Here is a 26554-nt window from a genome sequence, read left to right on the forward strand (position 1 = left end):
GTCAGGCCGGCAGCTGGGCGTCCAGGCGGTAGCCGTCCACGGTGACGTAGACCTGGTCGCCCGGACGGGCGTTCAGGCGCATCAGGACGGGCTGCAGGGAGTCGAAGACGGGGTGGTCCCGCCAGACCAGGACCACCGCGTTGTCGCCCGGACCGGTGACCGACAGCAGCGTGCCGGGACGCATGCCCAGCTGGGTGGCGTACCCCTCGGGAACGGCCACCGGGCCGCCCCGCAGGTGGTCGCTGGTCACCTCGATGCGCTGCCAGCGGGTCGGGTCGGACGTCGGGCTCGCGGGCGGGTGCATCGGGACCCGCTGGCTGGTGATCAGGTGCGGCCTGGAGTTGCCGCTCGCCAGGGCCGACAGCGTGGCCAGGGCGGCGCGGGGGTCGATGGCGCCGGTGTTCACCTGCGGGATCGGCTGCCCGCCGCGGTGGTGGTGGCCGTTCGCCCCCGGGGTGCGGCGCGGCAGCTGCCTGACCTCGGCGGTGGCCTCCTGGGGAGCCGCCTCCTGCGTCGCGCTCGCGGCGAGGGCGTCCAGCCAGGCCTGCACCGAGTGGGACCGGATGCCGAGCTGGTGCTCCATGAGCCTGAGCACGTCGCTGTCGATCGGCTTGCCCGACAGGAGCTGGCGGGTCCGGTCGCGCAGCCCGCCCAGGTCGCCCACGACGAGCCAGTCGTCCTGGAGCCGCCGGTCGGGCATGAGCGTGACCAGCACCCTCCAGAGCGGGGTCCGCAGGGTGGGGACCTCGATCGGGTGCGCCGGGTCGGCGCCGATGAGCTGGTCCTTGGTGGCGGCGGAGCCCAGCCACTCGGTCAGCCCGAACATGTGCCCGGTGAGCGGCGCGGACTCCGAGGAGCGCAGCCAGAGCAGGATGCGTTCCTCGGCGGAGCGCTGGGCCGCCGAGAGCGCGTCGCGGTCGGCGTTCAGCTTGTGCGCGAGCGCGCGCAGGCTGATCGGGTCGACCGCGAAGAGCCGCTCGACGGCGACCGCGCGCTCCAGCGGGCTCCAGTCGCGGAACATGTTGTCGACCAGGCGGACCAGCGGGTAGTCGCTGAGGAGGGCCTGGGGGCTGGGCGCGACCGGCTCGGGAACGGCGGGCTCGGGGACCGGGGCCTGCCGCTGCTCCTGCGGCGGCGGCGACGGCTGGGCGGGGACCTGCGGCGCGGGCGCCGGGTCCTGGACCCGCTCCTGGACCGGGACCTGCGCGTGGGCGGCGGCCGGCGCGGCGTGCTCGGCGATCCCCGGGACGTGGCCGAGCACCTCGCGGAACACGGCGGTGACCACGACCTCGGGGGAGGACGTGGCGGGCCCGATCGCGGGCCCGCTCAGGTCTCCCGCGGTCAGGCGGCGCAGGCGGTTCCAGCCGCCCAGTCCGGCGATGGCCGAGCGCGCGGGCTCCGGCCAGCCGGGCAGGGTCGGGTCGACCGTGTGGACGTGCAGCGCGGGCAGCACGTCGCTCAACGGCAGGTGGTCCCAGCGTGACAGCGAGAGCCTGGCCAGCCTGTCGCAGACCCAGTCGAGCCCCGCGGCGCCGAGGGCCTTTGGCAGGGTGACCGACGACCACCAGCCGGCGGGCAGCCGGGGGTCGGCCAGGGCTTCGGCGACCTGCTGGGGACGGCTCCAGCGCAGGGCCGGGACCAGATCACTCAGGCAGATCGATGACTCGGCATCCATCGGCGGACCGTAACCTCCCCAAAGTGACGCGTGTGGCTAATGGTGCAGCTTACGCCGCAAGCTATCAATTGGTGTTAAGAGGGTAAAGCTCCTTGGTACCCAAATCAGACGGAAGGACACGCGGACGGCCACCCAGGACCGTCACGGCCTCCGCCCCCGCGCGGCGTCCGGCGTCCAGCGCGACCTCGTCCGCGGCCCCGCCCAGCAGGGCCGTGAGCAGCCCGGCGGCGAACGCGTCCCCCGCTCCAATGGAGTCAACCACCTCGGTGGTGAGCGCGGGAACCCGGGCGGCCAACTTTCCGTCCCTGGCCATCAGCGCGCCGCGGGATCCGAGTTTCACCGCCGCCGCGCCGTAGCGGAGGCTCAGGCTCTCGGCCGCTCTCTCGGCGGTGGCCTCGCCGGTGAGCAGCAGCGCCTCGTCCAGGTTGGGGATGATCAGCTGGGCGGTCAGGGTCTCCTGGACGAACCGCTCGACGCCGAACGAGCGCAGGAAACCGGTCGAGGCGGGGTCCACGCTGATCGAGACGCCGCGCCGGGACGCCTCGGCCATGGCCAGCCGGGAAAGCTGGAGCCCCGGCTCCGCGAAGAGGGTGTAACCGGACAGATGGAGATGCCCCACCCCGTCGAGCAGGCTCTCGTCCCAGTCGCCCGTGCCGATGTGCCCGCCCGCGCCCCGGTTGGTGAGCATGGAACGCTCCCCGGTCACGTCGACCATCGCGATCACCACCGCGGTGGGCCGGTCGGGGTCGACCCGCAGGTGCGGCCGTACCCCGAACCGCCGCAGCTCGGCGGCGTGCCAGTCGGCGGTGTCGAAGCCCGCCCGGGTCAGGATCCGCGCGTCGGCGCCGAGCCGGGCGGCCCAGGACGCCGTGTTGGCCCCCGAGCCGCCGGGGCGCAGCACGATGTCGGCGGCGGTGTCCGTCCCGACGGCCAGACCGCTCCTGGCGGACCCGCCGTGAAGTGCGACGACGTCGGTCACCACGTCGCCGATGACCAGCAGACCCGTTCCGGTCACGGTGTCCTCAGTCTCCCCGGCTCCAGGAGGCCGCGATCCGCCCTGCGACGCCGGCGTTGCCCCGCACTGCGGCCAGGTTCGCCTCAAGTGAGGCGCCGCCGGTGCCGCGCACCAGGTAGCCCAGCAGGAACGGGGTGATGGCCTGGCCGGTGATCCGCCGCCGCTCCGCCTCGGCGAGGGCCTCGGCGAGGACCCGGTCGTGCAGCTCGGGGTCGAGCTGCTCGGGCAGCGGCACCGGGTTGGCGACGATCAGCGCGGTCTCCGGGCCGCCGAGCGCGTCCTGGGCCCGCATGATGCCCGCGGCCTCGTCCGGCGTCTCGATCCGCCAGTCGACCGGCTCGCCCGAGGTGTGCAGGTAGAAGCCGGGGAACTCGTCGGTGCGGAACCCCGCGATCGTGACGCCGCGCGTCTCCAGCCGCTGCAGGGTGGCCGGTACGTCCAGGATCGACTTCACGCCCGCGCAGACCACGGTGATGCGGGTCCGGCTCAGCATGTCGAGGTCGGCGGACTCGTCCTGGCTCTCGGTCCACCCTCGGTGCACGCCGCCGAGACCGCCGGTGGCGAAGACCCGGATGCCCGCCCTGGCGGCCAGGAACGAGGTGGCGGAGACCGTGGTCGCCCCGCTCGCGCCGAGCGCGGCGGCGGCGGGCAGGTCGCGGAAGCCCAGCTTGCGAAGCCCCGGCTCGCCGGCGACGCGCTCCAGCTCGCTCTTGTCGAGACCGATGCGCGCCACGCCGTCCAGCACCGCGATCGTCGCGGGCACCGCCCCGGCCTCCCTGACGATCCGCTCCAGCTCCACCGCGACCTCAAGGTTGCGGGGCTGGGGCAGGCCGTGGGAGATGATCGTGGACTCCAGCGCCACGATCGGGGCGCCCTGCTCCAGTGCTTCGGCCACCTCACCTGAGGGGCGGAGCACGTCGGAGAGGGGCTGTCGGGTGGTACGCATGAGCTGGTTCTGTCTCCTTGTCCGAGGTCGTAATCATTGCTTGCTTTTGGAACGGTGTAAACGACACCGTCTTCCCCAAAAAGAGCACGTTACGGCGGTTGCGAGGAGACGTCCACTCAAAGATCAGCCAATGACCAGCACTCCGAGCAGTGAGATCCCGCCGATGAGGGCCGTGGCGATCCCGCCCAGGAGCAGCGACCGCCCGCCCCGCGCGAGCCTTGGCACGTCGACGCCGGTGCCCAGGGCGAAGAGCGCCGCCGCGAGCAGCACCGCCGTCAGGTCGGGGACCGCCCGGGTGATCTCGGCCGGCACCAGGCCCAGGCTCCGCGCCGCCACGGCCGCGACGAACCCGGCGACGAACAGCGGCACCACCGGCGGACGCCGCACCGCCCGCCCGGCCTCGGGACCGTCCGTCGAGGGACTGCCCGTCTCGGGGCTGCCCGTCTTGGAACGGCCCGCCTCGGGACGGCTCGTTTCAGGGCGGCCCGTCGAGGTACGGCCCGCCTCGGGACGGCTCACTCCAGGACGGTCCGTCTTGGTACGGCGTGCCGAGGTCGCGGCGCGGCGCAGGGAGACGGAGGTGAGCGCGACGATCGGGGCCAGCAGGACGACCCGGGCCAGCTTGACGGCCACCGCGCTCACCAGCACCCCCGCTCCGGCCGCCGCGCCGATGGCCGCCACCTGCGCGACCTCGTGGACCGAGGCTCCGGCCCACAGGCCCAGCTGGTGCGGGGTCAGCCCCAGCGCCCCCGCGAGCAGGGGGAGCGTGACGATCGAGACACTGCCGTACAGGACGACCACGCCCACCGCGGCCGCCACGTCGTCGTCGTCGCCCTCCGCGACCTCGTGCATGGCGGCCACGGCCGCCGCCCCGCAGACGGACACGCCGGTCGCGATCAGCAGGGACCTGCGCGGGCTCACCCCGACGCGGCCTCCGATCCACCGCGTCGCGGCGAACGTGACGCCGGTCCCCGCCGCGACCACCGCCAGCGCCCGCCAGCCGAGCGCCAGCAGCTCCGGCAGCGCGATCTGCAGGCCGAGCAGCACGATCGCCAGCCGCAGCACCCTGCGGGAGGCGAACCCGAGCCCGGGGGCGAGCGACCGGTGCAGGCCGCCGAGGTTGGTGAGCGCGACCCCGAGGACCACCGCGACCACGGCGGCGCTCACCCCGGGAACGATCCGGGCCGCCGCCGTCGCCAGGACCACCGCGCCGGCCGCGGCCCCGAGCCCCGGCGCGAGCGCCCGGAGCGCTCCACGTCCCGCCGCCGGTGCCGGTGCGGGTCGTACGGGTGTCTGAGGGGTTCGCGCGGTGGGGTCGGGAGAGCGGGTGAGCGGGGAGACGGGCATCTCCCGAGTCTCGGCGCGGCGTGGGGAGGCCGGTAGCCGTCACCTTTCTGGAAGGTCATAGCCTGGAGCTATGAGCGAGCTGCCCGACCTCGAATCCCTGCGCCTGCTCGTCGAAGTGGAACGCCTGGGCAGCCTCGGCCAGGCGGCCAGGGCCGCGGGCATCGCGCAGCCGTCGGTGAGCAAGCGCATCTCGCTGCTGGAACGCCGCCTCGGGCTGCCGCTGCTGGAACGCACCCCGCGCGGGTCCACCCTCACCCCGCAGGGCGTGATGGTCTCGGCCTGGGCCACGCAGGTGCTGGCGGCGGCGGAGGAGCTCATGCGCGGGGCGGAGGCGGTACGGCGCGGCCGGGCCGCGCACCTGCACATCGCCGCCAGCATGACGGTGGCCGAGTACCTGCTGCCGCGCTGGCTGGGTGAGCTCCAGGACCGCGAGCCCCAGGTCCAGGTCGGCCTGGACGTGCAGAACTCGGCCGAGGTGGCGAGGCTGATCGGCGGGAAGATCGAGCTCGGGTTCGTGGAGGGGCCCTCGGTCCCGGCCGGGCTGGCGTCGCGGGTGGTGGCCACCGACAGGCTCGTGGTGGTGGTCGCGCCGGGACACCCGTGGGCGCGCCGTCGCACCCCGCTGCTCGCCGCCGAGCTGGCCGCCACCCCGCTGGTCGTCCGCGAGCGGGGGTCGGGCACCCGCGAGACGCTGGACCTCGCGCTCACCGGCCACGCCGCGGCCGCCCCGAAGCTGGAGCTCGGTTCCAACGCCGCGGTCAAGGGCGCCGCCCGCGAGGGCGCGGCCCCCGCCGTGCTCAGCGGTTACGCGGTGGAGGCCGAGCTGGCCACCGGCCGCCTGGTCGAGGTGCCCACCCGGGGCATCGACCTCACGCGCCGCCTGCGGGCGGTCTGGCGCCACGGCCGTGCTCCCACGGGTCCCGCCGCCACCCTCCTCACGATCACCCTCTCCGCCGCCGCCCGCGAACGGCAGTGAGCTGTCAGTGAGCTGTCAGTGAGCGGCTGCGAGCGGTTGCGAGCGGCTGTGAGCGACGGTGAGCGTCAGTGCGCGACGGTGAACGGCGGCGATCCGGGAGCCGGGCGGCCGCGAGGTGGGCTGCCGATCTAGCGATATTTCGGGATATGGTGAAGCGCATGGTGATGGTCGAGACGCCGAGCGTGCTCTGTCCCGAGCCGCACTGGCAGACGGGTCTCTGAACGGCCGCAGTCCCAGCCCGCGTCCCCTCACCGCACCTCACCCCGCCGGGAAGTCTCGTGCTCCGCTCGCGCTACGAAGCCGTGATCGTCGGAGGCGGCCACAACGGCCTGGTCGCCGCCGCCTACCTCGCCCGCGCCGGCCGGCGCGTCCTCGTCCTGGAACGCCTCGGTCACGTCGGCGGCCTCGCCGTGTCGGCGCGGGCGTTCCCCGGGGTCGACGCCCGGCTCTCGCGCTACTCGTACCTGGTCAGCCTGCTCCCCTCGAAGGTCGTCGCCGACCTGGGGCTCAGGATCGCGCTGCGCCGGCGCCGATACGCCTCGTACACGCCGGTGGGCGGCACCGGGCTGCTGGTCGACAACGGCGACGCCGCGCGGACCGCGGCCTCCTTCGCCCGGGTCACCGGCGGCGACGGCGAGCTGCGGGCGTGGCGGCGCTTCTACGGGATGACCGCCGACGTGGCCGAGCGGGTCGCGCCGACGCTGCTCGAACCCCTCGCCGACCGGGCGGCGATGCGGAGTCTCGTCGGTGAGGAGGCCTGGCGCGACCTGTTCGAGCGGCCGGTCGGCGAGGTGGTGGACGAGCGGTTCGCCGACGACACCGTGCGCGGCGTGGTCCTCACCGACGCCCTCATCGGCACCTTCGCCGACCCCTCCGACCCGGGCCTGCTGGCCAACCGCTGCCTCCTCTACCACGTGATCGGCGACGGGACCGGCGACTGGAACGTCCCCGTCGGAGGCATGGGCGCGGTGTCCGGCGCGCTCGCCGACGCCGCCCGCGCCGCCGGGGCGGAGATCCTGACCGGCGCCGAGGTCCTCGCGATAGACCCCTCGGGCGAGGTCGCCTTCCGCGACGCGGACGGCGAGCACGCGGTGACGGGTGAGCGGATCCTGGCCAACGTGCCGCCCGCCGTGCTCGCCCGGCTGCTCGGAGACGCCGAACCCGTCCCCGAGGGGGCCCAGCTCAAGGTCAACATGGTGCTCTCGCGGCTGCCGCGCCTGCGGGACCCCGGCGTGGACCCCGCGGCGGCGTTCAGCGGCACGTTCCACATCAACGAGGGCCGCGACCAGCTCGCCCGCGCGTACGCGGAGGCGTCGGCCGGGAAGATCCCCTCGCTGCCCCCGGCCGAGGTCTACTGCCACTCGCTGACCGATTCCTCCATCCTCGGCCCGGAACTGCGCGAGGCCGGAGCCCACACGATGACGCTGTTCGGCCTGCACATGCCCGCCAGGCTGTTCAGGGAGGACCCGGCGGGGGCGCGCGAGGCCGCGCTGCGCGCCACGCTCGCCTCGATGAACGCCGTTCTCGCCGAACCCGTCGAGGACTGCCTGCTGCGCGCCCCCGACGGCAGCCCCTGCCTGGAGGCCAGGACCCCGGTCGACCTGGAGACCGAGGCGGGCCTGCCCGGCGGCCACATCTTCCACCGCGACCTGTCCTGGCCGTACGGGGAACCGGGGCGCTGGGGGGTGGAGACCGACTTCGAGCGCGTCCTGCTCTGCGGCGCGGGCGCCCGGCGCGGCGGCGGCGTCAGCGGCATTCCCGGCCACAACGCCGCCATGGCGCTGCTCACCTGAGCCCGGGCCCGGCTCTCCGAGCAGACCGGGTGAGGCGTTCATCCGGCTCTCATGATGGGCGTCTACCGTGGAGGTCATGGCTGAGGGTGAGACGGCGCGGGTGCTGGTCGTGGACGACGAGCCCGCGCTCAGGGAGGCGCTGCAGAGCAGCCTGGAGTTCGAGGGGTACCGGGTCGGCCTGGCCTCGGACGGCCAGGCGGCGCTGGAGGCGATCGACCGGGAGCCGTACGAGCTGGTCCTGCTCGACGTCATGATGCCCCGGCTGGACGGGCTGACCACCTGCCGCAGGCTCAGGGCGGCGGGCAACCACCTGCCGGTCCTCATGCTCACCGCCCGCGACGCCGTGGGCGACCGGGTCTCCGGCCTGGACGCGGGGGCCGACGACTACCTGGTCAAGCCGTTCGAGCTGGACGAGCTGCTGGCGCGCGTCAGGGCGCTGCTGCGGCGCGGCGCCCTGAGCGCGCCCGCGGCCGAGGACGACGCGGTCCTGGCCTTCGGCGACCTGCGGATGGACATCGCCGGTCGCGAGGTCACCCGGGCAGGGGAGCCGCTGGAGCTGACCCGCACCGAGTACCTGCTGCTGGAGCTGTTCATGGTCCACCCCCGCCAGGTGCTCACCCGCGAGCAGATCCTCGGCGAGGTGTGGGGATTCGACTTCGAGCCGTCCTCCAACTCCCTCGACGTCTACGTCATGTACCTGCGCCGCAAGACCGAGCTCGGCGGGCGCCCCCGGCTGATCCACACCGTCCGGGGCGTCGGCTACGTGCTGCGGACCTCCGCGTGAACGGTCGCCGTTCCCTGCGCTCCCGGCTCACCCTGCTGGTGGCGGCGGCCGTGGCGCTCGCGATCGCGGTGTGCGCGATGCTGTGCTGGTTCGTCGTACGGGCCGAGCTGCTGCGGCAGGTGGAGCGCTCGCTGGAGGGACGGCCGCAGGGCATCGAGTGGATCGGCCCGTACTGCCCGGGAGGGCCCCGGGGGGTGGGGGGCCCGGGGGACCGGGGGGAGGCCGCCGGCCGCAGGCCGCTGCCCCGCCTCCCGCCCATCCAGCTGGTCTACGCCGACGGCGGGAGGTGCGTGGCGGGCTCCACGCCCGTCGAGGTGACCCCGGCCGACGTGGCCCTGACACACGGGCCCCCGGGCGGGCGGCTGCTCAGGAACGGTGTGACCGACGCCGGAGAGGAGGTCCGGGTGATGACGAAGAACATCCGCCCCGGCCTCGCGGTCATGGAGTCACGATCCCTGGACGAGGTCTACGCCACCCTCACCGCCCTCGCCTGGATCCTCGCGGGGGTCACCGCGCTCGGCGTGCTCGGCGCCGCCTCCGCCGGGCTGCTCGTCTCCCGTACGGCGCTGCGCCCCGTCGGCCGCCTGACCGAGGCCGTCGAGTACGTCGCCAGGACCGAGGACCTCGACACCAGGATCCCGGTCGAGGGCACCGACGAGATCGCCAGGCTCGGCGTCTCGTTCAACGCGATGACCACCGCGCTGGCCGGGTCCCGCGAGCGCCAGCGGAGGCTGATCGCCGACGCGGGGCACGAGCTGCGCACCCCGCTCACCAGCCTGCGCACCAACATCGACCTGCTGCTGCGCAGCGAGAACGCCGGACGTCCCCTCGACGCCGCTCCCAAGCGCAGGCTGCTCGCCAACCTCAAGGCCCAGTTCGAGGAGATGTCCACGCTCGTCGGGGACCTGCTCCAGCTCTCGCGCTCGGAGGACGAGCACGAGCCGCACGTCGAGGTCGCCTTCCACGACGCCGTCGAGGCGGCCGTGCGCAGGGCGCGGCTGCGCGCCCCCGACACCTCGATCGAGGTGGGGCTGAGCCCCTGGTACCTGCGGGGCGACCAGGCCGCCCTGGAACGGGCCGTGGTGAACCTGCTGGACAACGCGGTGAAGTTCTCGGCGGACCGGCCGGAGCCGGTGGTCGTGCGGCTCCGTGACGGCGAGCTGACCGTCAGGGACCACGGCCCCGGCATTCCGGGGGAGGAGCTGCCGTACGTGTTCGACCGGTTCTGGCGGTCGTCCTCGGCCCGCAGCATGCCCGGCTCGGGACTGGGGCTGGCCATCGTCGCCAAGGCCGTGCGCGACGCCGGGGGAGAGGTGAACCTGGAGAACGCCGCCGGAGGCGGCATCCTCGCCCGCGTCCGCCTGCCCGGCTCTCCCACCCGGTCCCTCCTCACCCCGGGTACGTGAGCGGCCGTCCCCGTCGCCCTGTCGCCCCTTCTTCCCACGGCCTCGAACATGTGGGCCGCCGCCGACGCCACCCGTCCTTCGCTCCGCGCTCCGCGCTCCTCGCCGAGGCAACCGGTCGTGTCCCTTTCTCACCCGGTGTTAACGATCGCCTCAGGGTCGCTCAAGATCACGCGACCACTGTGAGGGTATGAGACAACCGAGCCCCCGCCCCCGGAGGGCGGCGTGAAGCAGGCCACGGCACCCGCGCGCACCCGGCTGGTCGAGATCGTGGTCCCCGTCCACAACGAGCAGCGGGTGCTCGGCGAGAGCGTCCGCCGCCTGCACGCCTACCTCACGAGAACCTTCCCCTACGGCTTCCGCATCACGATCGCCGACAACGCCAGCACCGACGCCACCTGGCGGATCGCCACCGCCCTCGCCCACGAGCTGTCCCACGTGCGCGCCCTGCGCCTGGAGGCCAAGGGCCGGGGCCGCGCGCTGCGCCGGGCGTGGTCGGAGAGCGACGCCGACGTGGTCGGCTACATGGACGTGGACCTCTCCACCGACCTGGACGCCTTCCTGCCGCTGGTGGCCCCGCTGCTGTCCGGCCACAGCGACCTGGCCATCGGCACCCGGCTGTCCAGGGGATCCAACGTCGTCCGGGGACCGAAACGGGAGTTCGTCTCGCGGACGTACAACCTGCTGCTCCGGTCGGCTATGGGGGCGCGGTTCTCCGACGCGCAGTGCGGTTTCAAGGCGGTCCGCACCGAGATCGCGCAGGCGCTGCTCCCCGCCGTCGAGGACGAGGAGTGGTTCTTCGACACCGAGCTTCTGCTCCTCGCCGAACGGCACGGACTGCGCATCCACGAGGTGCCCGTCGACTGGGTGGACGACCCCGACAGCCGCGTCGACATCGTCAGGACCGCCGTGGACGACCTCAGGGGGATGGCCAGGGTGGCGCGGAGGACGTTGTCGGGGGCGGCGCGGATCCCGGTACCGCCGCGCGTGCGGGGAGCGCGGCTGCCCGGGGGCATGGCCCGCCAGCTGCCCAGCTTCGCCGTCATCGGCGCGATCTGCACCCTGGCGCACCTGGTCCTGTTCGTGACCCTGCGCCTGGTGATGCCGGCCGTCGTGGCCAACGGGGTGGCCCTGCTCGTCACCGCCGTCGCCAACACCGCGGCCAACCGGCGCTTCACCTTCGGCGTCAGCGGCCGTACCGGAGCCCTCCGCCACCAGCTCGAAGGCGGCCTGGCCTTCCTCGTCGGCCTGCTGCTGAGCACCGGCGGCCTGGCCCTGCTCGACCTCGTGGCGCCCGCGGCGCCCACCGTCGCGGAGGTCGCCGCGCTCGTGGCGGCCAACGCCCTCGCCACCCTCGTACGCTTCCTGATGCTCCGCGCCTGGGTCTTCAACCCCCGCCGCGCCAAGGGGACCACCTCATGACCACCGACTCTTCGCGGGACACTGAATCGTCCCCTTCGCGGGACACGGGATCGTCCACGCCCGCGCCCGGCACGCCTACCTCCCCGCGGACGGGGACACGCACCGCTCACCGACCGGCGCTCCCCGCCCCCGGCGGACCGAGGCCGCCCGCGCCGACCGCGTCGTCTGCCTTGGGTACGGCGACGTCGCCTCCCGGCGGGCGGCAGGTTCCCGGCCGGGGCCGCGCGGAGCGGGACGGCGGGTTCGGAGGTGCCGTGCGGCGGGTGTTCCTCGGCGACCCCGGCGACCCCCGGTGGGCGCGGCCCGGCCTGTGGGGGGTGCTCGCGCTGGCCACGGTCCTTTACGTGTGGGCGCTCGGGCGGAACGGCACCGCCAACGACTACTACTCCGCCGCGATCCTGTCGGGCACCCAGAGCTGGAAGGCGTTCTTCTTCGGGGCACTGGACGCCGGGTCGTTCATCACCGTGGACAAGCCGCCGCTCGCGCTGTGGGTGATGGGACTGTCCGCGAGGGTCTTCGGGTTCGGCACCTGGAGCATGCTCCTGCCCCAGGCCGCCGCCGGGGTCGCCGCCGTCGCGGTGCTCCACTCGGCCGTGCGAAGGGCACTGCCCGGTCCGTACGGCCACGCCGCGGCGCTGGTCGCGGCCCTGGTGATGACGCTGACCCCGATCACCGTGGCCATCAACCGGGACAACAACCCGGACACCCTCCTCGTCCTGCTGCTGGTACTCGCCGCCTGGTTCTGCCAGGAGGCGGTACGCGCCGGACGGATGCGCGCGCTCGTCGTCTCGGCGGTGCTCGTCGGGCTGGCGTTCAACACCAAGATGCTCCAGGCGTACCTGGTGCTCCCGGTCTTCGCCCCGCTCTACCTGGCCATGGCTCCCGGGCCCCTGCTCCGCCGCCTCGGGCATCTGCTCGCGGCGGGCGTCGCGCTGGTGGTCTCCAGCGCGTGGTGGATGGTGGTCGTGGACCTGTGGCCCGCGTCGAGCAGGCCCTACGTCGGCGGCAGCACCGACAACTCCGTCCGGGACCTCGTCATCGGCTACAACGGCCTCGGCCGTATCTTCGGCGGGAGCGGCGCGCCCGGCGGAGGCAGCGCGCCCGGCGGACCCGGTGGACCAGGTGGACCCGGCGGTGGCGGCGGGTTCGGCGGCGCGGCGGGGGCCGGGCGCCTGTTCAACGACGTCATGGCCGGGCAGATCTCCTGGCTGCTGCCCCTCTCCCTGATCGCCCTCGTCGCGGGCCTGGTCCTGGTCGCGCGCGGCCCGCTCCGCGATCCCCGGATCGCCCTGACGCTGTGGGGCGGCTGGCTCGCGGTCCACTACGTGGTGTTCAGCTTCTCCAGCGGCACCTTCCATCCGTACTACACCACCGCGATGGCCCCGGCCGTCGCCGCCCTCACCGGCCTCGGCGGGGTGCTCGTGTGGCGGGCCCAGCTGGAGTCCAGGGCCTGGTCGTGGGTGCCGCCCCTGGGCATCGCGGTCACCGGGGCGTGGGCGTTCACGCTGCTCCGGAGTGCCGGGGACGCCGGGGACGCCGGGGACGCCGGGGACTTCGTACCCTGGCTGGCCTGGACGGTGGCCGGTGCGACCGTCGTGGCGGTCGCCGGGTTGCTCCTGGCCGGCCTCGGGCGGCGGCTCGGGTCGCGGATCGCCGCGGTCGCGCTGACGGCCGGGCTGGTCGCGGTCCTCGCCGGACCGGCCGCCTACGCGCTCACCCCTCTCGGCTCGCCCGTCAACGGCACCAACCCCACCGCCGGTCCCGCGGGGAGCGGAGGCTTCGACGGCATGCGGGGCGGCCTCCCCGGCGAAGGCGGCCCTCGGAACGGCGCACAGAGCGGCGCACAGAACGGCACTCAGGGTGGCCTTCCCGGCGGCACGCCGGAGCGGAATCCGGGACAGGACCCGGGACAGGACCCGGGGCACAGTACGGCCGGTGGTTCACCGCAGGGTTCCTCGCCCGCGCGCTACGGCTTCCCCGGCGGGATGCGGGGTGGCTTCGGCGGGGCGATGGACCAGCGGACGGTCGACTACCTGAAGAGGAACCGGGGCGGCGCGACCTGGCTGGTGGCGGTGAGCAGCGCGCAGGGCGCCTCCTCGGCCATCCTGTCGACCGGGCTGCCCGTCATCGCGATGGGCGGTTTCACGGGCGGCGACCCGGCCATGACCGTGGACCGGCTCAAGGGACTCGTCTCCTCGGGGCAACTCAGATATGTGATGCCCGGCGGCGGCAGGGGCGGGCCCGGCAGGGGTGATTCCCAGGTGACCGAGTGGGTGCGGGCCAACTGCGCCACCGTCAAGGCGTCGGAGTACGGCGGCTCCACCGACCAGTCCCTCTACCGCTGCGGCTGAGCCCGCTCGCCACGGTCCCGAAGGTCGCGACGGTCCTGGACGTTATGACGGCACCGGACGCCGCGACGGTGCTGGATGTCCTGACAGTCCGGGACGTACCGACGGCCCAGGAGGTCCCGGGCCCTCGGTACGTCCCGGCGGTCGTCGTCGTGTCCGGTCACCGCACCAGCGGAGCGCGGTGACCGGATACGGCCGCTGGGACCAGGGCAAAGCTATTGACTGGTTCGCCAATCAGGAGTAGTGAGGCGGCGGCCCGCGCTGCTGTAGTCTTGCGCCGTGCACAGCGGAGGAGGAGCGCGCAGCAGCCGCGCCGACCAGGCCGACCAGCGCCGAGCGGAGCTCCTTGAAGCCGCCAGGCGAGTCGTGCTGGAGCGTGGGCTGGCCAGCACCCGCGTCGCCGACATCGCCAAGGCGACGAACGTGAGCGGCGGGCTGATCCACTACCATTTCGCCACCAAGGACGATCTCATCACCGAGATGCTCCGCAGCACCAGCGACTCCGAGATCCAGCGGCTGAAGGAGATCGTCGCGGGCCCCGGCACCGCCGTCCAGCTCCTCGACCGCGTCCTGCGCTTCTACATCCCGGCCTCCCGCTCCGACCAGAGCTGGATCCTCTGGGTCGACGCCTGGGCCGTCGGGGTGCGCGAGGAGCACGTCCGCACCATCCTGCTGGAGCTTGAGGGCGCCTGGATCGAGATCCTCAGCCAGGTGATCTCCGACGGCGTGGCCTCGGGCGAGTTCACCTGCGACGACCCGCTGGGCTCGGCCGAGCGGATCGACGGCATGCTCGACGGCCTCGTGGTCCGATACACCCTGCACACCGGCAACATGTCGCGGAGCCGGATGCTCCACCACGCCCGGGTCGCCGCCGCCCGAGAGGTCGGCCTCGTCCTCTCCGACTTCCCCGACGCGCCCGCCGAGAGCTCCTAGGGCCGGGCCGGACCGCCTCCGGGTCCTAGCCGAGGGATTCGACGGCCTTGGACATCGGGCCTCCCGCGTCACCGGTGTTGAGCGTGCCGGCGGGCTCCACGAGCAGGATGGCCGTCTCCTCCTCGGCCAGGGGGCAGTGCTCGACACCTCGGGGCACCACGTACAGCTCGCCGGGTCCGAGGACGACGTCCCCCTCCCTGAGCTGGATGGTGAGCCGGCCGCTGACGACCAGGAACAGCTCGTCGGTCTCCGGATGGGCGTGCCAGACGAACTCCCCCTTGAGCTTGGCGAGCTTGATCTCGTAGTCGTTGAGGCCGGCGATCCTCTTCTGCGTCCACAGCTCGCTGAACCGGTCCAGCGCGCGGACGATATTGACGGGATCCAGGGAAACGGACACTCCGCTCACACCTTTCGAACAGGGCCGCCCCGGTCGGGGTGGTGGCCGATGTGATCAGCGTGGCCCGCTCGCGGGCCGTCCGTCTTGTACGTTCCTCGCATGACCTTCCGCCGCCCGCCGACGACGATCAGGGCGTGGCGGCCGCCCGTCGCGGGTGTCGCCGAGGTCTTCCACGCGCACTTCACCGACCACGCCTACCCGGCGCACACGCACGACACGTGGGACCTCACGATCCTCGACGCCGGGGCGGTGGACCTGCGCGGGTCCGAGACACGCCGTACGGGTCCGGGAAGAGGCTCAGGTGCGGGGGGTGGGCAGGGCGGCGAGGAGGAAGGCCAGCCGGGCCGCGGCGGCGTCGATGTTCTCGCTGCAGCCGAGCCGGTAGCCCCACGACGTGATGAAGCCGCCGTCCGGGGAGCAGGTCACGGTCTCGGCCAGGGTGTTGCTGAAGCGGTTGCGGACGTAGACGTACGCGGGATCGCCGAACGAGATCCGCTGCACGGAAAGGTCGGCGTGCAGCCGTATCGCGGCAACGAGCCTTTCGAGACAGGACAGCGTGTCCAGCATCGTGCGTCACCTCCGTCTCGACAGAGAATTGCACGATCTTGGGATGCTAATCAAGCAATTGCGGTGTTTAGTCCTCCGATTGTCCGGAGAAATCGTTGAGTACTCGGACGATCACCGATCGGGCATCCTCCCCGAAGGCCGCGACCTCGCAGAGTTCCTCGAAGGTCCGCCCGTAGAAGGCGACGTCCTCGGGGTCGCGCAGCAGCAGGTCCCTCGTCCTGGTCGGCACCGCCACGTGGTCCTCGTCGTACATCCAGAAGCCGTTGAGCAGTGCCGAGGGCAGGAACGCCTCGAAGGGGATCACCCCGAACTCCACGTTCGGAAGTGCCGTCACCGCCAGTAACCGGTCGAGCTGCCCGCGCATCACGTCCAGCGGGGCGAGCCGGTGGCGCAGCGCCGCCTCCGGCATGACGAACCTGAACCGCTTGCTCTGGTCGTAGAGGATGTCCTGGCGCTGCATGCGCACCCGGATGGCCGCGTCGATCTCGTCGGGCGCCCGGTAGAGGCGCTTGATCCGGGTGAAGATGCTCCGGGCGTACTCGGTGGTCTGCAGCAGCCCGATGACCACGCCGGGCTCGAACACCCGCAGCTGGGTGGTCCGCGCCTCCACGTCGCGGATGTCCTCCTGGAGCGCCGCCAGCCCGCTGCGGTGCCGCTGCCGCCAGGAGTCCTGGCGGTCCAGGAGTCCCGCGGCCTGCTCCACCAGCTCCCCGGCGACCGCGGGGGAGGCGTCCACCGCCCGCGCCCACCGGGTGACGTCGTCCTCGGTCGCGGTCTGGCGGGCGTTCTCGATCCGGGAGACCTTGGACGCCTGCCACCTCAGCCGCTCCGCCAGCTCCTTGCCCGACAGGTGCGCGGCCTCCCGCAGGTGCCGCAGCCGTACGCCGAGGTCGGTCCTCGCCTGCTGGAACCCGGTCACACGATCTCCTCGGCCGTTCGCGCGAGCCGGGTGCCAGGGCCGCCGTACGCCTGTGCTCCCCGCCTGCTCACGTCACCTCCCGCATGGTGCGCACGACGCTAGACCCGCGCGTGTGGATCAAGCCAGAGAGCACTCCTAATCGTGACCAATATTTACAGAAAGTACTCGGCGCGCGATGTCCGCGAGGAGTTCGCGCGGTACCTCGACGGCGGTCTCGCCGTCCAGGACGTGGCGCAGATCGGCCAGCGCCGCCGCGTCGGTCACCCGCAGACCCTGCACCACGATGGTCCCGCGGTCGGTCTCGTAGAGGGAGGGACAGGCCCCCGCCTCGGAGGTGGAGCCAAGAAACCGGAGACGCATGACTGAATCCTTCCCCGAACCACATTCACAAGCAATTGCGAGCAATCCTGGAATGCGGAAGGTTGCATGAAGGTTTCAACCACCGGCTAACGCATATTTCGCCTATTTCATCGCATGTCACATGAACGTCTGGGCGCGGGCGAACAGGTTCAGCGTGGTGGCGTGGAGCAGGTCCCCGATCTCCCTGGGAGCCTTGCCCGCGCAGGCGCGGGCGTGCGTGCCCTCCAGGACGATGCCGAGCTTGAAGCAGGCCATCACCGCGTACCAGTCGACGGCCGACAGGTCCCGGTCGGACAGGGCCGCGTAGCAGCCGACGAGCTCGGCGGCCGTGGCGAGCCCGGTGATCCCGCCGGAGATCACCCCCACCCCGTCGGGGGTCGGCCAGGTCGCCAGCAGCCACCCCAGGTCCAGCAGCGGGTCGCCCACCGTGCACATCTCCCAGTCGACGATCGCCGCCACCCTGGGCCCGTCGCGGGCGAACATGAGGTTGGCCAGGTGGTAGTCGCCGTGCATGATCCCCGGGGTGAACTCCTTCGGCCGGTTGCGCTCCAGCCAGCCCGCGGTCTCCGCCAGCCCCGGGATGTCGGGCCCCGGATATCCCTCCAGGGCTCCGTAGCCGTCCAGCTCGCCCATCCAGCGCGGCACCTGCCGCTCCAGGAATCCCTCGGGGCGGCCGAACCCGTCGAGCGCGCCGTGGTCCACCCGCCCGAGGTCGGCCAGCGCCGAGGCCGCCTCCAGTCCCATCCGGTGCCGGATCGCGGGATCGCCCGCGTGCGGCTGGGGCAGCTCGACGGTGGCGTTGAACCCCCGTACCGGCTCCATCAGGTAGAAGACCGCGCCCATGACGCTCTCGTCGGTGCAGGCCGCGACCAGGCGCGGCGCCGCCACCGGGGTGTCGCGCAGGACCGTGAGCACCCTCGCCTCCCGGCGGAGCGCCTCGTTGCTTTTGGCGCGCGGGTGCAGCGGCGGCCTGCGCAGCACGTACGACGCCCCGCCCCGCTCGAAGCGCACCATGACGTTCTGCGTCCCGCCCGTCACCGGCGCGACCCGCTCGAACGGCCCCTCCGGCAGCCCCCGCGCGTCCATCCACGCACCGAGCACGTCGAAGTCGATCGCGGTGACGTCGATGTGCGTGGACGTCATGCGCCCTCCTTGACCGAATGATGTTCTAGGTGGGGTGAATCTACGATTCCCGGCCGTGACGGTCAATAGTGTCCTGCCCCGGTCCCGTCGCGCTCCCGCCCCGGTCCCGCCCCGGCGAAGGCGTCGCCCGCGCCGCGAGAACCCGTTCGCGGACATCGGGTGAAAGAGGGTGACCGGACCGAGGAAACGGAGTTCAAGCTTGATCGCGGACACAGACATGGACGACGCGGAGGTGATCGAGCGTGCCCGGCGCGACCCCGCGGCCTTCTCCGTGCTGTTCGACCGGCACGCGCCCGCCCTCCACCGGTACGTGACGCGGCGCCTGGGCGACTCGCTGGCCGACGACGTCGTGGCCGACACGTTCCTGGCCGCCTTCCGGCGGCTCGGGCGCTACGACACCGCCCATCGCGACGCCCGCCCCTGGCTGTACGGCATCGCCGCCAACCTCATCGGCAAGCACCGCCGATCCGAGATCAGGGCCTACCGCGCCCTGGCCAGGACCGGCGTGGACGAGGTGGCGGAGAGCTACGCCGACCGGGTGGAGGCCCGGGTGTCGGCCTCGGCGGCGCACCGCGAGCTGGCGGGGGCGCTCGCGGTGCTGTCGCCGAAGGACCGCGAGGTGCTGCTGATGATCGCCTGGGCCGACCTCGGTTACGAGGAGGTGGCGCGGGCGCTGGACATCCCCGTCGGCACGGTGCGCTCGCGCCTGCACCGCGCCAGGAGGAAGACCCGTGAGGCCCTGGGCGGAGTCGATCCGTCCGCGACGAAGGAGGAGCCTGGCCATGGATGACCTGAAGACGCTGAGCGGCTTTCGCGCGGACGCGCCCGAGCCCGACGCCGACCGCCTGCGCTCCCTGCGCGCGCGCTCCACCGGGCGCCTCCGCCGGCTCCGGTTCGGGCTCGTGCCCTCACTGGCGGCGGCCACGGCGGCCGTCATGGTGGCCGTGGCCGTGAACGGCACCGGGCCGCAGGTCACCCGGCCCGGCATCGGCGCCGAGGCGACACAGGTGCCGTCCCCGCCGGTGGGGGCGACGCCGGTGGAGGCGGAGGTCGTGCTGGAACGGGCGGCACTGATGGCCGAGACACGCAAGCGGGACACCACGCCGCGCCCCGACCAGTGGATGTACCGGAAGGTCGTCGTCAAGCAGCCCAACGACACCGAGAACGACGTCCAGGAGTACTGGACGCGGTACGACGGCACCCGGCACGCGTTCCGCCAGGACGGGGGAGAGATGGACGTACGGACCCACGAGCCCGATCCTGACGACGACGACCTGAGCCCGAGGGAGTACGCGGCCAAGCTGGCCGACCTGCCCGCCGACCCGGACAGGCTGCTCGCCCACGTCAGGGGGGACCGGCACTGGATCACGAAGCCGGAGGACGACCCGGGCGGCAAGGAGCACCCGGACGAGCGGGCGTTCCGCGTGCTGTCGGTGTATCTCGGCCAGGAGGTGCCCATGTCGTCCGAGCTGGAGGCGGCGATCTTCCGTGCCCTCGCCAGGATCGAGGGAGTCCGGACGGAGGCCGGCGTGCGCGACGCGCTGGGCAGGCCGGGCATCGGCCTCGCCTACGAGGTCGACGCTCCCCGTGCCGGCACCCGGCGCGACGTGAACGGCCAGGTCGTCTCGCGGTCGTACGTCATCCTCGACCCCACGACCTACCGTTATCTCGGCAGCCGGGTGGACTATTTGCAGGACGAGGTGCTGGGGGGCGAGCTGATCTTCCCGAAGGGGAGCGTCCACGCGACCGCCGAGGTCGCCGCCGGGGTCGTCGACGAACTCGGGCAGATCCCCTGAGCGCTCCCTCGCCCCGCCGTCCACGTGCTCGCGGCACGCCGGTTCGACGGGCGTCGTCAGCCGACCGTGGCCAGGGCGGACAGCTCGCGCCATTCGCGCATGGGGAGCGCCTCGGGGGTGGCGGTCAGGACCTGCAGGCACACGTGGTCCGCGCCCGCGTCCAGGTGGGCCCGGACGCGCTCGGCGACGACGTCGGCGTCCCCGTAGGCGACGATCGCGTCGACCAGCCGGTCGCTCCCGCCGTCCGCCAGGTCGTCGTCGCCGAAGCCCAGCCTGCGCAGGCTCGCGATCTGGTGGGCGGCCATGCCGATGTAGGGGCCAAGGTGTCCCCTGGCGACCTCGCGGGCCCTCGCGAGGTCGGTGTCCAGCACGACGGCCTGCTCGACCGCGAGGAAGGCGCCGGGCCCCATCGCCTCCCTCGCCCGGTGGGTGTGCTCCACGGGCACGAAGTAGGGGTGCGCGCCGAGGGTCCGTTCGGCGGCCAGGGCCAGCATCCGCGGCCCGAGTGCGGCGAGGACGCGCCGCGGGGGCGCGGCCGGTGCGGGGGAGCCCAGCGGGATGGCGTCCATCGCGTCGAGGTAGGCGCCCATCGTGCGCACGGCCCGGCCTCGGCTGGGGATGCTGTAGCCGTTCATCCGGACCGGGGTGTCGGACACCCGGTGCCCGCCGAGGCCGAGGAGGTAGCGGCCGGGGAACGCCTCGTTGAGCGCGCGCTCGGCCGCCGCCATGGTGATGGGGTCGCGCAGGGCGATGTTGGCGATGCCCGCGCACACCGTCAGCCGCCGGGTGGCGGAGAGCAGCAGCCAGGCCTGGCTCACGCTGTCGCGGCCGAACCCCTCGCCGAACCACAGGGCGCCGTAGCCGAGCTCCTCGATCTCCGCCGCGGCCTCGCGGACCCGCTGCGCGGGCTGGTCGTCGAAGGCGAAGGTCCAGAGCCCGACGCGTCCGAGGTCGGCGGTGTCGTCGTTCATTCGGGGATCCCCCTCCGGAAATTATCCGGAGAGGGTCTCCGGATAATATGACCGTATGATACGGAGAAGTTCTCCGTTTGCAAACCGGCTGGAAACCTGGGGGTACCGATGCGGGTCGACGCGCGTCGCAACCGTGAGCACCTGCTGGCGACCGCCAAGGCCGTGATCGCCGAGCAGGGGCCCGAGGCGTCCCTCAACGAGGTCGCGCGCCGGGCCGGGGTGGGGCCGGGGACGCTCTACCGCCACTTCCCCACGCGGCAGGCGCTCCTGGCGGCCGTGTTCCAGGACCGGGTCGAGACGCTGTGCGCGAAGGCGGAGGATCTGCTCACCCACGCCTCACCGGACGAGGCGCTCGCCCTCTGGTCGCGGGACGTGCTCGCCCACGCCCTCGCCGACGGCGGGCTGTCCACCTCGATGACACTCGGCGGGGCCGAGCCCGGCTTCGACTGCCACGCGGCGATGCGCGCGGCGGCGGCGGGCCTGCTGACGCGGGCCCAGCGGGAGGGCCGGACGCGTCCGGACATCGACGTCGGGGACTTCTTCCAGCTCGTCACCGGCGTCGCGCTGGCCGCGAGCGAACTGCCCGGCGGGCTCGACCGGGCCGGCCACCTCCTCTCGGTGACCCTGGCGGGCCTGCGCGGATAGAACCGCCGAACGGGTCAGAGGAGCCGGACGGGTCAGAGAAGACGTCGCGGGATGTCGGCGAGCCCGGCGCGGAGCTCCTCCCCGAGGGCCTTGGCCTGGGCGTCGAGACGGGGACTCGCGGCCACGCCCCGGCCGAGGAGGCCGTGCACGACGAAGTTGAGGGCGAGCAGGTTGGACAGCTCGAAGCGCTCGACCTCCAGGCCCGCGGTGAACGGCAGGAGCTCCGCCAGGCGTTCGACCGTCAGGTAACCCTCCAGCCACCGGAACCGCTCGGGGGTACGGACCCAGACCCCCAGGTTGGCGTTGCCGCCCTTGTCCCCCGAACGGGCGCCCACGATCGTGCCCAGCGCGACCCTCGCGGTCCCACCCTCGCCGCGGTCACCGTGCAGGGCCCGCTCGGCCTCACCCCCGTCTCCGGTCGTGTCCCGCGTGGCCGTCGCCCCCGGGAAGGCGGGCGCGCCGGGGACGTCACGCGTGTCGAGTACGTCGAGTGCGTCGGGTACACCGAGTGCGTCGAGTGCGTCGGGTACGTCGCGTGTGCCGGGTGCGGCGGGGATCTCGCGGCCGTCCAGCCAGACGCGGGCCCGCACCGTCTCCGCCGGGACGAGCGTCGGCCAGTAGACCCCGTACGGCGAGGCGTCACCGGGAGGGGCGAGGCCGTAGAAGCCGGGATAGCTCGCCAGGCCGGTCTCGACCACGGCCGAGGAGAAGGCGCGTCCCGCCCTCCGCCGGTCGGCGTCCATCACGGTGACGCGCAGCAGGGCGGTCCCGGCGATCGGTGCGTGCTGGGTGAGCGGCGCGTGCGGGGTGTGCTGGGTGGGTGGCGCGTGCGGGGCGAGCGGGGTGAGGTCCACGTGGACCTCGTCGAAGGACTCCTTCGGCACCCGGGACCAGATGGCCTCCTCGGCGAGCCGGGCCTTCGCCTCGATGTCCAGGCCGGTCAGCACGAGCGTCATCGTGTTGCGGTAGCCGGCCAGGTAGTTGACGGCGACCTTGAGCGTGTCCGGAGGCGTCTCGCCGCGCACCCCCGAGACGCGGACGCGGTCCGGGCCCTCCTGCTCCAGCCTGATCGTGTCGAAGCGCGCGACCACGTCCGGCCCGAGGTAGCGGGGCGACCCGATCTCGTACAGCAGCTGCGCGGTGACCGTGCCCACCGAGACCAGCCCCCCGGTGCCCGGGTGCTTGGTGACCACGCTGGAGCCGTCGGCCTCCAGCTCCACCAGCGGGAACCCGCAGCGCGCCAGGTCGGGCACCTCGCCGAAGAACGCGTAGTTGCCGCCTGTCGCCTGGCAGCCGCACTCGATGACGTGCCCGGCGACCACCGAACCGGCCAGCGCGTCGAGGTCGTCCGGCCCCCACCCGTACCGCCAGATTCCCGGCCCCGTGACCAGGGCGGCGTCCGTGACGCGGCCGGTCACCACCACGTCCGCCCCCGCCGACAGGGCGGCGGCGATCGGGCGGCCCCCCAGGTAGGCGTTGGCGGTCAGGGCGGGGGCGGGCAGCGGCTCACCGGTGTCCGCGTTGAGGGCGCCGCCCAGGTCGTGGCCGGTCAGGTCGTCGCCGGTGACGTGGGCGACCCGCACCGGCAGCCCGAGGCGCCCGGCCAGCTCGCGCACGGCCTCGGCGCACCCGGCCGGGTCCAGCCCGCCCGCGTTGGAGACGATCCTGATACCTCGCTCCAGGCACGTCCCGAGGACCTCCTCCAGCTGCCTCAGGAAGGTCGGCGCGTAGCCGGGACGGCCCTTCAGCCGGTTCCCGGCCAGGATCAGCATGGTCAGCTCGGCGAGCCAGTCGCCGGTTAGCACGTCGATCGGGCCGCCCTCCACCATCTCCCCGGCGGCCGACAGCCGGTCACCGTAGAAGCCGGAGCAGTTCGCGACGCGCAACATCAGCTCTCCTCGGGCCGGGACGTCCCGGGCACGCCGCCGGGCGCCGCGAACCCCGGCCCGCGCGGCGCGGTTCCGTGGCGTGTCCCTGGCCCGCGCGGCGCGGATCCGTCATGTGTCCCCGGTCCGCGCGGCGCGGTTCCGTCGTGTGTCCCCGGTTCGCGGTACGGCATCAGCTCGCCTCCGGGGCGGGGATCCACGACGCGGGCCGCTTCTCCATGAAGGCGGCGATGCCCTCCTGCCCCTCGGCTGAGGTGAAGCGCCGCGCGGACAGTTCGGCCATCTGGCGCATGCCCTCCTCGACGCTCAGCTCGGGTACGGTCCGCACCAGCTGCTTGGTGAGCGCGAGCGCCTCGGGGCCGCCGCGCAGCAGCATGCCGGTGTAGTGCGCGACCGTCGCGTCCAGCTCCTCCTCGGGCACGGCACGGGTGAGCAGCCCGATCTCCCCGGCGCGGGCGGCGTCGAACGTCTCCCCGGTGAGCAGGTACTCGGCGGCGGCGCGCGGGTCGAGCCTCCGCAGCACGGTCACCGAGATCATCGCGGGCACCACGCCGAGCCGCACCTCGCTGAACGCGAACGACGCCGACTCGGGGGCGATCGCGAAGTCGCAGGCCGCGACCAGGCCGAGCCCCCCGGCCCGCGCGGTGCCGTTCAGCCTGCAGACGACCGGCTTCGGGCTCTCCCAGATCAGGCTCATGATCTCCGGGAACGACGCGGTCACCGGCGCCTCGTGCGCGTCGCCCGGCGCGACCCGCTGCTCCTTCAGGTCGGCGCCCGCGCAGAACACCGGCCCGGTCCCGGTGAGCACGATCACCCGGACGCTCTCCTCGGCCAGCGCCCAGTTGAGCCGGTCCTCCAGGTCGCCCAGCAACCGCACCGAGAGCGCGTTGCGGTTGCGGGGGGAGTCGAGGGTGATCGTCGCCACCCCCCCGGACACCTCCCTGCGCACCAGGCGTTCCACCGGCCAGCCCCCGTCGCTCTTCATCTCGGTCCTTCCGTCGTCGGGACCCTCACCCGGCTCCGGGACTCCACGGAACCCATGGAGCCCGCGGAGTTCGCGGAGCCCGCGGAGTCCGCGGAGCCCGGAGAACCCGGGGAGAAGGTCACGCCTGCTCCTCGATCACGGCCAGCACGGCCCCCGCCTCGACCTGGCGGCCCGGCGTCACGTTCACCGCCGCCACCGTGCCCGGCGCGGGCGCGGCGATCCGGTGCTCCATTTTCATGGCTTCGAGCACCACGACCACCTGCCCCGCCCCGACGGTCTCGCCGGTCTTGACGTCGACCCGCAGCACCGTACCGGGCATGGGCGCCACCAGGGAGCCGGGCAGCACGTGTTCCACCGGTTCCGGCAGGCGGGCCAGCGGGGTGAGCCGTACGGAACCGAGCGGGGAGTCCACGTGCGTCACGCCGTCGTAGCGGGCGACCGCGAACCGGTGCCGCACGCCCGAGGTCTCCAGCACCACGAGCGAGGGCGTCGCGCCGACCAGGACCGTATCGGGAAACCCCTCCGCCCGCAGGCCGTCCCTGGTGATCCGGTACGAGATCTCGGCCTCCGCGAAGGCGGCGCGCTGCGGCTGCGACACCACGTTGCGCCACCCGCTGGGCAGTCCCGCCTGCACGGTCGCCGCCGCCCGGTTGGCCGCCGCGCCCGCGAGCGCGGCGGCGAGGGCGGACAGGCGCACCGGCCCCGGCCGCCCCCGGCCGGGCTCCGCATCGGCAAGCCCGTGCTCCGCCGAGGGGCCGGTGTCGGCGAGCCGGTGTTCCGCCGAGGAGCCGGTGCCGGAGAGCCCGTGTTCCTCCGGGGAGCCGACGCCGGTGAGCCCGTGCTCCTCCAGGAAACCGGTGTGGGTGTCCCCGGCGAGGAACGCCGGGTGGCGCAGGACCTCGACCAGCAGGTCCCGGTTGGTGACGAGCCCGTGGATCCGCGCGCCCGCCAGCGCGGCGGCCAGCCTGCGCACGGCGTCGGGGCGGCTCGCGCCGTACGAGACGACCTTGGCGAGCATCGGGTCGTAGTGGACGCCGATCTCCGAGCCGTCCTCGACGCCGGAGTCCAGCCGCAGGCCGTGGCGCCCGCCGGGCGCGGGCGCGAAGCGGGAGTCCACCCCGGGGACCTCGAAGCGGTGCAGCACCCCGCTCTGCGGAAGCCAGTCGCGGGCCGGGTCCTCGGCGTAGAGGCGCACCTCGACGGCGTGCCCGGACGGCTCGGGCGGCGAGGCGGGGAGCCGGGCGCCCTCGGCGATCCGCAGCTGCCACTCGACGAGGTCGACACCGTACACGCACTCGGTCACCGGGTGCTCCACCTGCAGGCGGGTGTTCATCTCCAGGAAGGCGACCGTCTCGTCCCTGACGAGGAACTCGACGGTTCCGGCGCCGACGTACCCGATGGCCCGCGCGGCGGTGACCGCCGCGTCGAGGAGCCGCTCCCGCGTCGCGGGGGAGATCGCCGGGGACGGGGTCTCCTCGACCACCTTCTGGTGCCGCCGCTGGATCGAGCACTCCCGCTCGCCCAGCGCCCACACCGTCCCGTGCCCGTCGGCCAGGATCTGCACCTCGATGTGCCGGGCGCTCTCCAGCAGCGGCTCGACGAACACCGTGCCGTCCCCGAACGCCGACGCGGCCTCCCGGCGCGCCGACTCGACCGCCTCGGGCAGGTCGCCGGTGAGCCGCACGACGCGCATCCCGCGCCCGCCGCCCCCGGCCGACGCCTTCACCAGCAGCGGTACGGCCCATCCGGAGGCGGTCTCGCCCGTCCGGGTGAACAGGGCGTCCAGGTCGTCCGCCGAGTAACCGGGGCCCGCGACGAAGCCCGGCAGCACCGGGACCCCGGCCTCGGCCATCAGCGCCTTCGCCTCGATCTTGGAACCCATCGCGGCGACGGCCCCGGCCGGAGGGCCGACCCAGGTCAGCCCGGCCTCGGGTACGGCCCGCGCGAAGGCGGCGTTCTCCGACAGGAAGCCGTACCCGGGATGGACGGCGTCCGCCCCCGCCGCGCGGGCCGCCTCGATGATCTTCTCCACCGACAGGTAGGTGTCGGCGGGCCGCACCCCGGCCAGCCGTACGGCGTGGTCGGCCTCGGCCACGTGCGGCGCGTCCGCGTCGGCGTCGGAGAAGACCGCGACGGTCTCGATACCGAGGTCGCGGCAGGTACGGAAGACGCGGCGGGCGATCTCCCCCCGGTTGGCGACGAGCAGGCGGCGGATCGGTGCGGCGGTCACGGTCACGGGCATG

At 73.5% G+C, this 26554-nt stretch carries 23 protein-coding genes; 10 read left to right on the plus strand and 13 right to left on the minus strand.

Features of this window, described 5'->3' with window-relative positions; genetic code table 11:
- Position 1: 1 nt before the first annotated feature.
- From ACSC1Q_RS04065 to ACSC1Q_RS04080, 4 genes are all read right to left on the minus strand, one after another.
- Positions 2 to 1675, minus strand: a complete 1674-nt coding sequence (locus ACSC1Q_RS04065) for a hypothetical protein (RefSeq protein ID WP_436757284.1) — start codon at positions 1673 to 1675, stop codon at positions 2 to 4.
- A gap of 64 nt (positions 1676 to 1739) precedes the next feature.
- Positions 1740 to 2690, minus strand: a complete 951-nt coding sequence (locus ACSC1Q_RS04070) for a carbohydrate kinase family protein (protein ID WP_436757285.1) — start codon at positions 2688 to 2690, stop codon at positions 1740 to 1742.
- Between the two features lie 7 nt (positions 2691 to 2697).
- Positions 2698 to 3636: a pseudouridine-5'-phosphate glycosidase gene (locus ACSC1Q_RS04075; RefSeq protein WP_436757286.1), complete on the minus strand. Its 939-nt coding sequence runs from the start codon at positions 3634 to 3636 to the stop codon at positions 2698 to 2700.
- 123 nt (positions 3637 to 3759) lie between these two features.
- Entirely contained in the window at positions 3760 to 4983 is a 1224-nt protein-coding gene (locus tag ACSC1Q_RS04080; protein WP_436757287.1) for a YeiH family protein, read from the minus strand.
- A gap of 70 nt (positions 4984 to 5053) precedes the next feature.
- Here ACSC1Q_RS04080 and ACSC1Q_RS04085 point away from each other — a divergent pair, with 70 nt between their 5' ends.
- The 7 genes from ACSC1Q_RS04085 (at position 5054) to ACSC1Q_RS04115 (ending at position 14642) form a co-directional block, all read left to right on the plus strand.
- Complete coding sequence (locus ACSC1Q_RS04085; RefSeq protein ID WP_436757288.1) at positions 5054 to 5959, plus strand: LysR family transcriptional regulator; 906 nt, start codon at positions 5054 to 5056, stop codon at positions 5957 to 5959.
- A gap of 278 nt (positions 5960 to 6237) precedes the next feature.
- Positions 6238 to 7752, plus strand: a complete 1515-nt coding sequence (locus ACSC1Q_RS04090; protein ID WP_436757289.1) for a phytoene desaturase family protein — start codon at positions 6238 to 6240, stop codon at positions 7750 to 7752.
- Positions 7753 to 7828: 76 nt separating this feature from the next.
- On the plus strand, positions 7829 to 8536 hold the full coding sequence (locus tag ACSC1Q_RS04095; RefSeq protein ID WP_436757290.1) for a response regulator transcription factor: 708 nt from the start codon (positions 7829 to 7831) through the stop codon (positions 8534 to 8536).
- Positions 8533 to 9942, plus strand: coding sequence for a sensor histidine kinase (locus tag ACSC1Q_RS04100; protein ID WP_436757291.1), 1410 nt, complete (start codon positions 8533 to 8535; stop codon positions 9940 to 9942). The genes ACSC1Q_RS04095 and ACSC1Q_RS04100 overlap by 4 nt, the downstream gene beginning before the upstream one ends.
- Positions 9943 to 10164: 222 nt before the next feature.
- A complete protein-coding gene (locus tag ACSC1Q_RS04105) occupies positions 10165 to 11361 on the plus strand; it encodes a bifunctional glycosyltransferase family 2/GtrA family protein (RefSeq protein WP_436757292.1) in 1197 nt (398 codons plus the stop codon).
- Between the two features lie 254 nt (positions 11362 to 11615).
- Positions 11616 to 13712: a glycosyltransferase family 39 protein gene (locus ACSC1Q_RS04110; protein ID WP_436757293.1), complete on the plus strand. Its 2097-nt coding sequence runs from the start codon at positions 11616 to 11618 to the stop codon at positions 13710 to 13712.
- A gap of 276 nt (positions 13713 to 13988) precedes the next feature.
- Positions 13989 to 14642, plus strand: a complete 654-nt coding sequence (locus tag ACSC1Q_RS04115; protein WP_436757294.1) for a TetR/AcrR family transcriptional regulator — start codon at positions 13989 to 13991, stop codon at positions 14640 to 14642.
- A gap of 25 nt (positions 14643 to 14667) precedes the next feature.
- Here ACSC1Q_RS04115 and ACSC1Q_RS04120 read toward each other — a convergent pair whose 3' ends face one another.
- The 5 genes from ACSC1Q_RS04120 to ACSC1Q_RS04140 all read right to left on the minus strand — a co-directional run bounded on the left by ACSC1Q_RS04120 (position 14668) and on the right by ACSC1Q_RS04140 (position 18028).
- Complete coding sequence (locus ACSC1Q_RS04120) at positions 14668 to 15039, minus strand: cupin domain-containing protein (RefSeq protein WP_436757295.1); 372 nt, start codon at positions 15037 to 15039, stop codon at positions 14668 to 14670.
- A 297-nt stretch (positions 15040 to 15336) separates the two neighbouring features.
- Positions 15337 to 15606: a hypothetical protein gene (locus tag ACSC1Q_RS04125; RefSeq protein ID WP_436757296.1), complete on the minus strand. Its 270-nt coding sequence runs from the start codon at positions 15604 to 15606 to the stop codon at positions 15337 to 15339.
- Positions 15607 to 15673: 67 nt separating this feature from the next.
- Positions 15674 to 16525, minus strand: coding sequence for a helix-turn-helix domain-containing protein (locus ACSC1Q_RS04130; RefSeq protein ID WP_436757297.1), 852 nt, complete (start codon positions 16523 to 16525; stop codon positions 15674 to 15676).
- Between the two features lie 135 nt (positions 16526 to 16660).
- A complete protein-coding gene (locus tag ACSC1Q_RS04135) occupies positions 16661 to 16885 on the minus strand; it encodes a hypothetical protein (protein ID WP_344745052.1) in 225 nt (74 codons plus the stop codon).
- Between the two features lie 117 nt (positions 16886 to 17002).
- Positions 17003 to 18028, minus strand: coding sequence for a phosphotransferase family protein (locus ACSC1Q_RS04140; RefSeq protein ID WP_436757298.1), 1026 nt, complete (start codon positions 18026 to 18028; stop codon positions 17003 to 17005).
- A 199-nt stretch (positions 18029 to 18227) separates the two neighbouring features.
- On the opposite strand from ACSC1Q_RS04140, the gene ACSC1Q_RS04145 reads away from it, so the two are divergent.
- The gene (locus ACSC1Q_RS04145; RefSeq protein WP_436757299.1) at positions 18228 to 18818 is read left to right on the plus strand and encodes an RNA polymerase sigma factor; all 591 of its coding nucleotides are present in this window, start codon (positions 18228 to 18230) and stop codon (positions 18816 to 18818) included.
- Positions 18811 to 19824 carry a CU044_5270 family protein gene (locus tag ACSC1Q_RS04150; protein WP_436757300.1) on the plus strand — a complete coding sequence of 338 codons (1014 nt, stop codon included), beginning with the start codon at positions 18811 to 18813 and terminating at the stop codon, positions 19822 to 19824. Before ACSC1Q_RS04145 ends, ACSC1Q_RS04150 begins: the two co-directional genes overlap by 8 nt.
- Before the next feature lie 56 nt (positions 19825 to 19880).
- On the opposite strand, the gene ACSC1Q_RS04155 is transcribed toward ACSC1Q_RS04150, so the two are convergent.
- Positions 19881 to 20795, minus strand: coding sequence for a TIGR03620 family F420-dependent LLM class oxidoreductase (locus ACSC1Q_RS04155; protein WP_436757301.1), 915 nt, complete (start codon positions 20793 to 20795; stop codon positions 19881 to 19883).
- Between the two features lie 108 nt (positions 20796 to 20903).
- On the opposite strand from ACSC1Q_RS04155, the gene ACSC1Q_RS04160 reads away from it, so the two are divergent.
- Positions 20904 to 21440 (plus strand): TetR/AcrR family transcriptional regulator, encoded by a 537-nt coding sequence (locus tag ACSC1Q_RS04160; RefSeq protein WP_436757302.1) that lies wholly within the window; start codon positions 20904 to 20906, stop codon positions 21438 to 21440.
- Between the two features lie 32 nt (positions 21441 to 21472).
- On the opposite strand, the gene ACSC1Q_RS04165 is transcribed toward ACSC1Q_RS04160, so the two are convergent.
- From ACSC1Q_RS04165 to ACSC1Q_RS04175, 3 genes are all read right to left on the minus strand, one after another.
- Entirely contained in the window at positions 21473 to 23329 is a 1857-nt protein-coding gene (locus ACSC1Q_RS04165; RefSeq protein ID WP_436757303.1) for an acyclic terpene utilization AtuA family protein, read from the minus strand.
- A gap of 169 nt (positions 23330 to 23498) precedes the next feature.
- Positions 23499 to 24311: an enoyl-CoA hydratase-related protein gene (locus tag ACSC1Q_RS04170; RefSeq protein ID WP_436757304.1), complete on the minus strand. Its 813-nt coding sequence runs from the start codon at positions 24309 to 24311 to the stop codon at positions 23499 to 23501.
- A 118-nt stretch (positions 24312 to 24429) separates the two neighbouring features.
- Positions 24430 to 26553, minus strand: coding sequence for an acetyl/propionyl/methylcrotonyl-CoA carboxylase subunit alpha (locus tag ACSC1Q_RS04175; RefSeq protein ID WP_436757305.1), 2124 nt, complete (start codon positions 26551 to 26553; stop codon positions 24430 to 24432).
- Position 26554 lies beyond the last annotated feature (1 nt).

The organism is Streptosporangium heterodermiicola, from assembly GCF_051390675.1.
In the GTDB taxonomy this organism is placed as follows: domain Bacteria; phylum Actinomycetota; class Actinomycetes; order Streptosporangiales; family Streptosporangiaceae; genus Streptosporangium.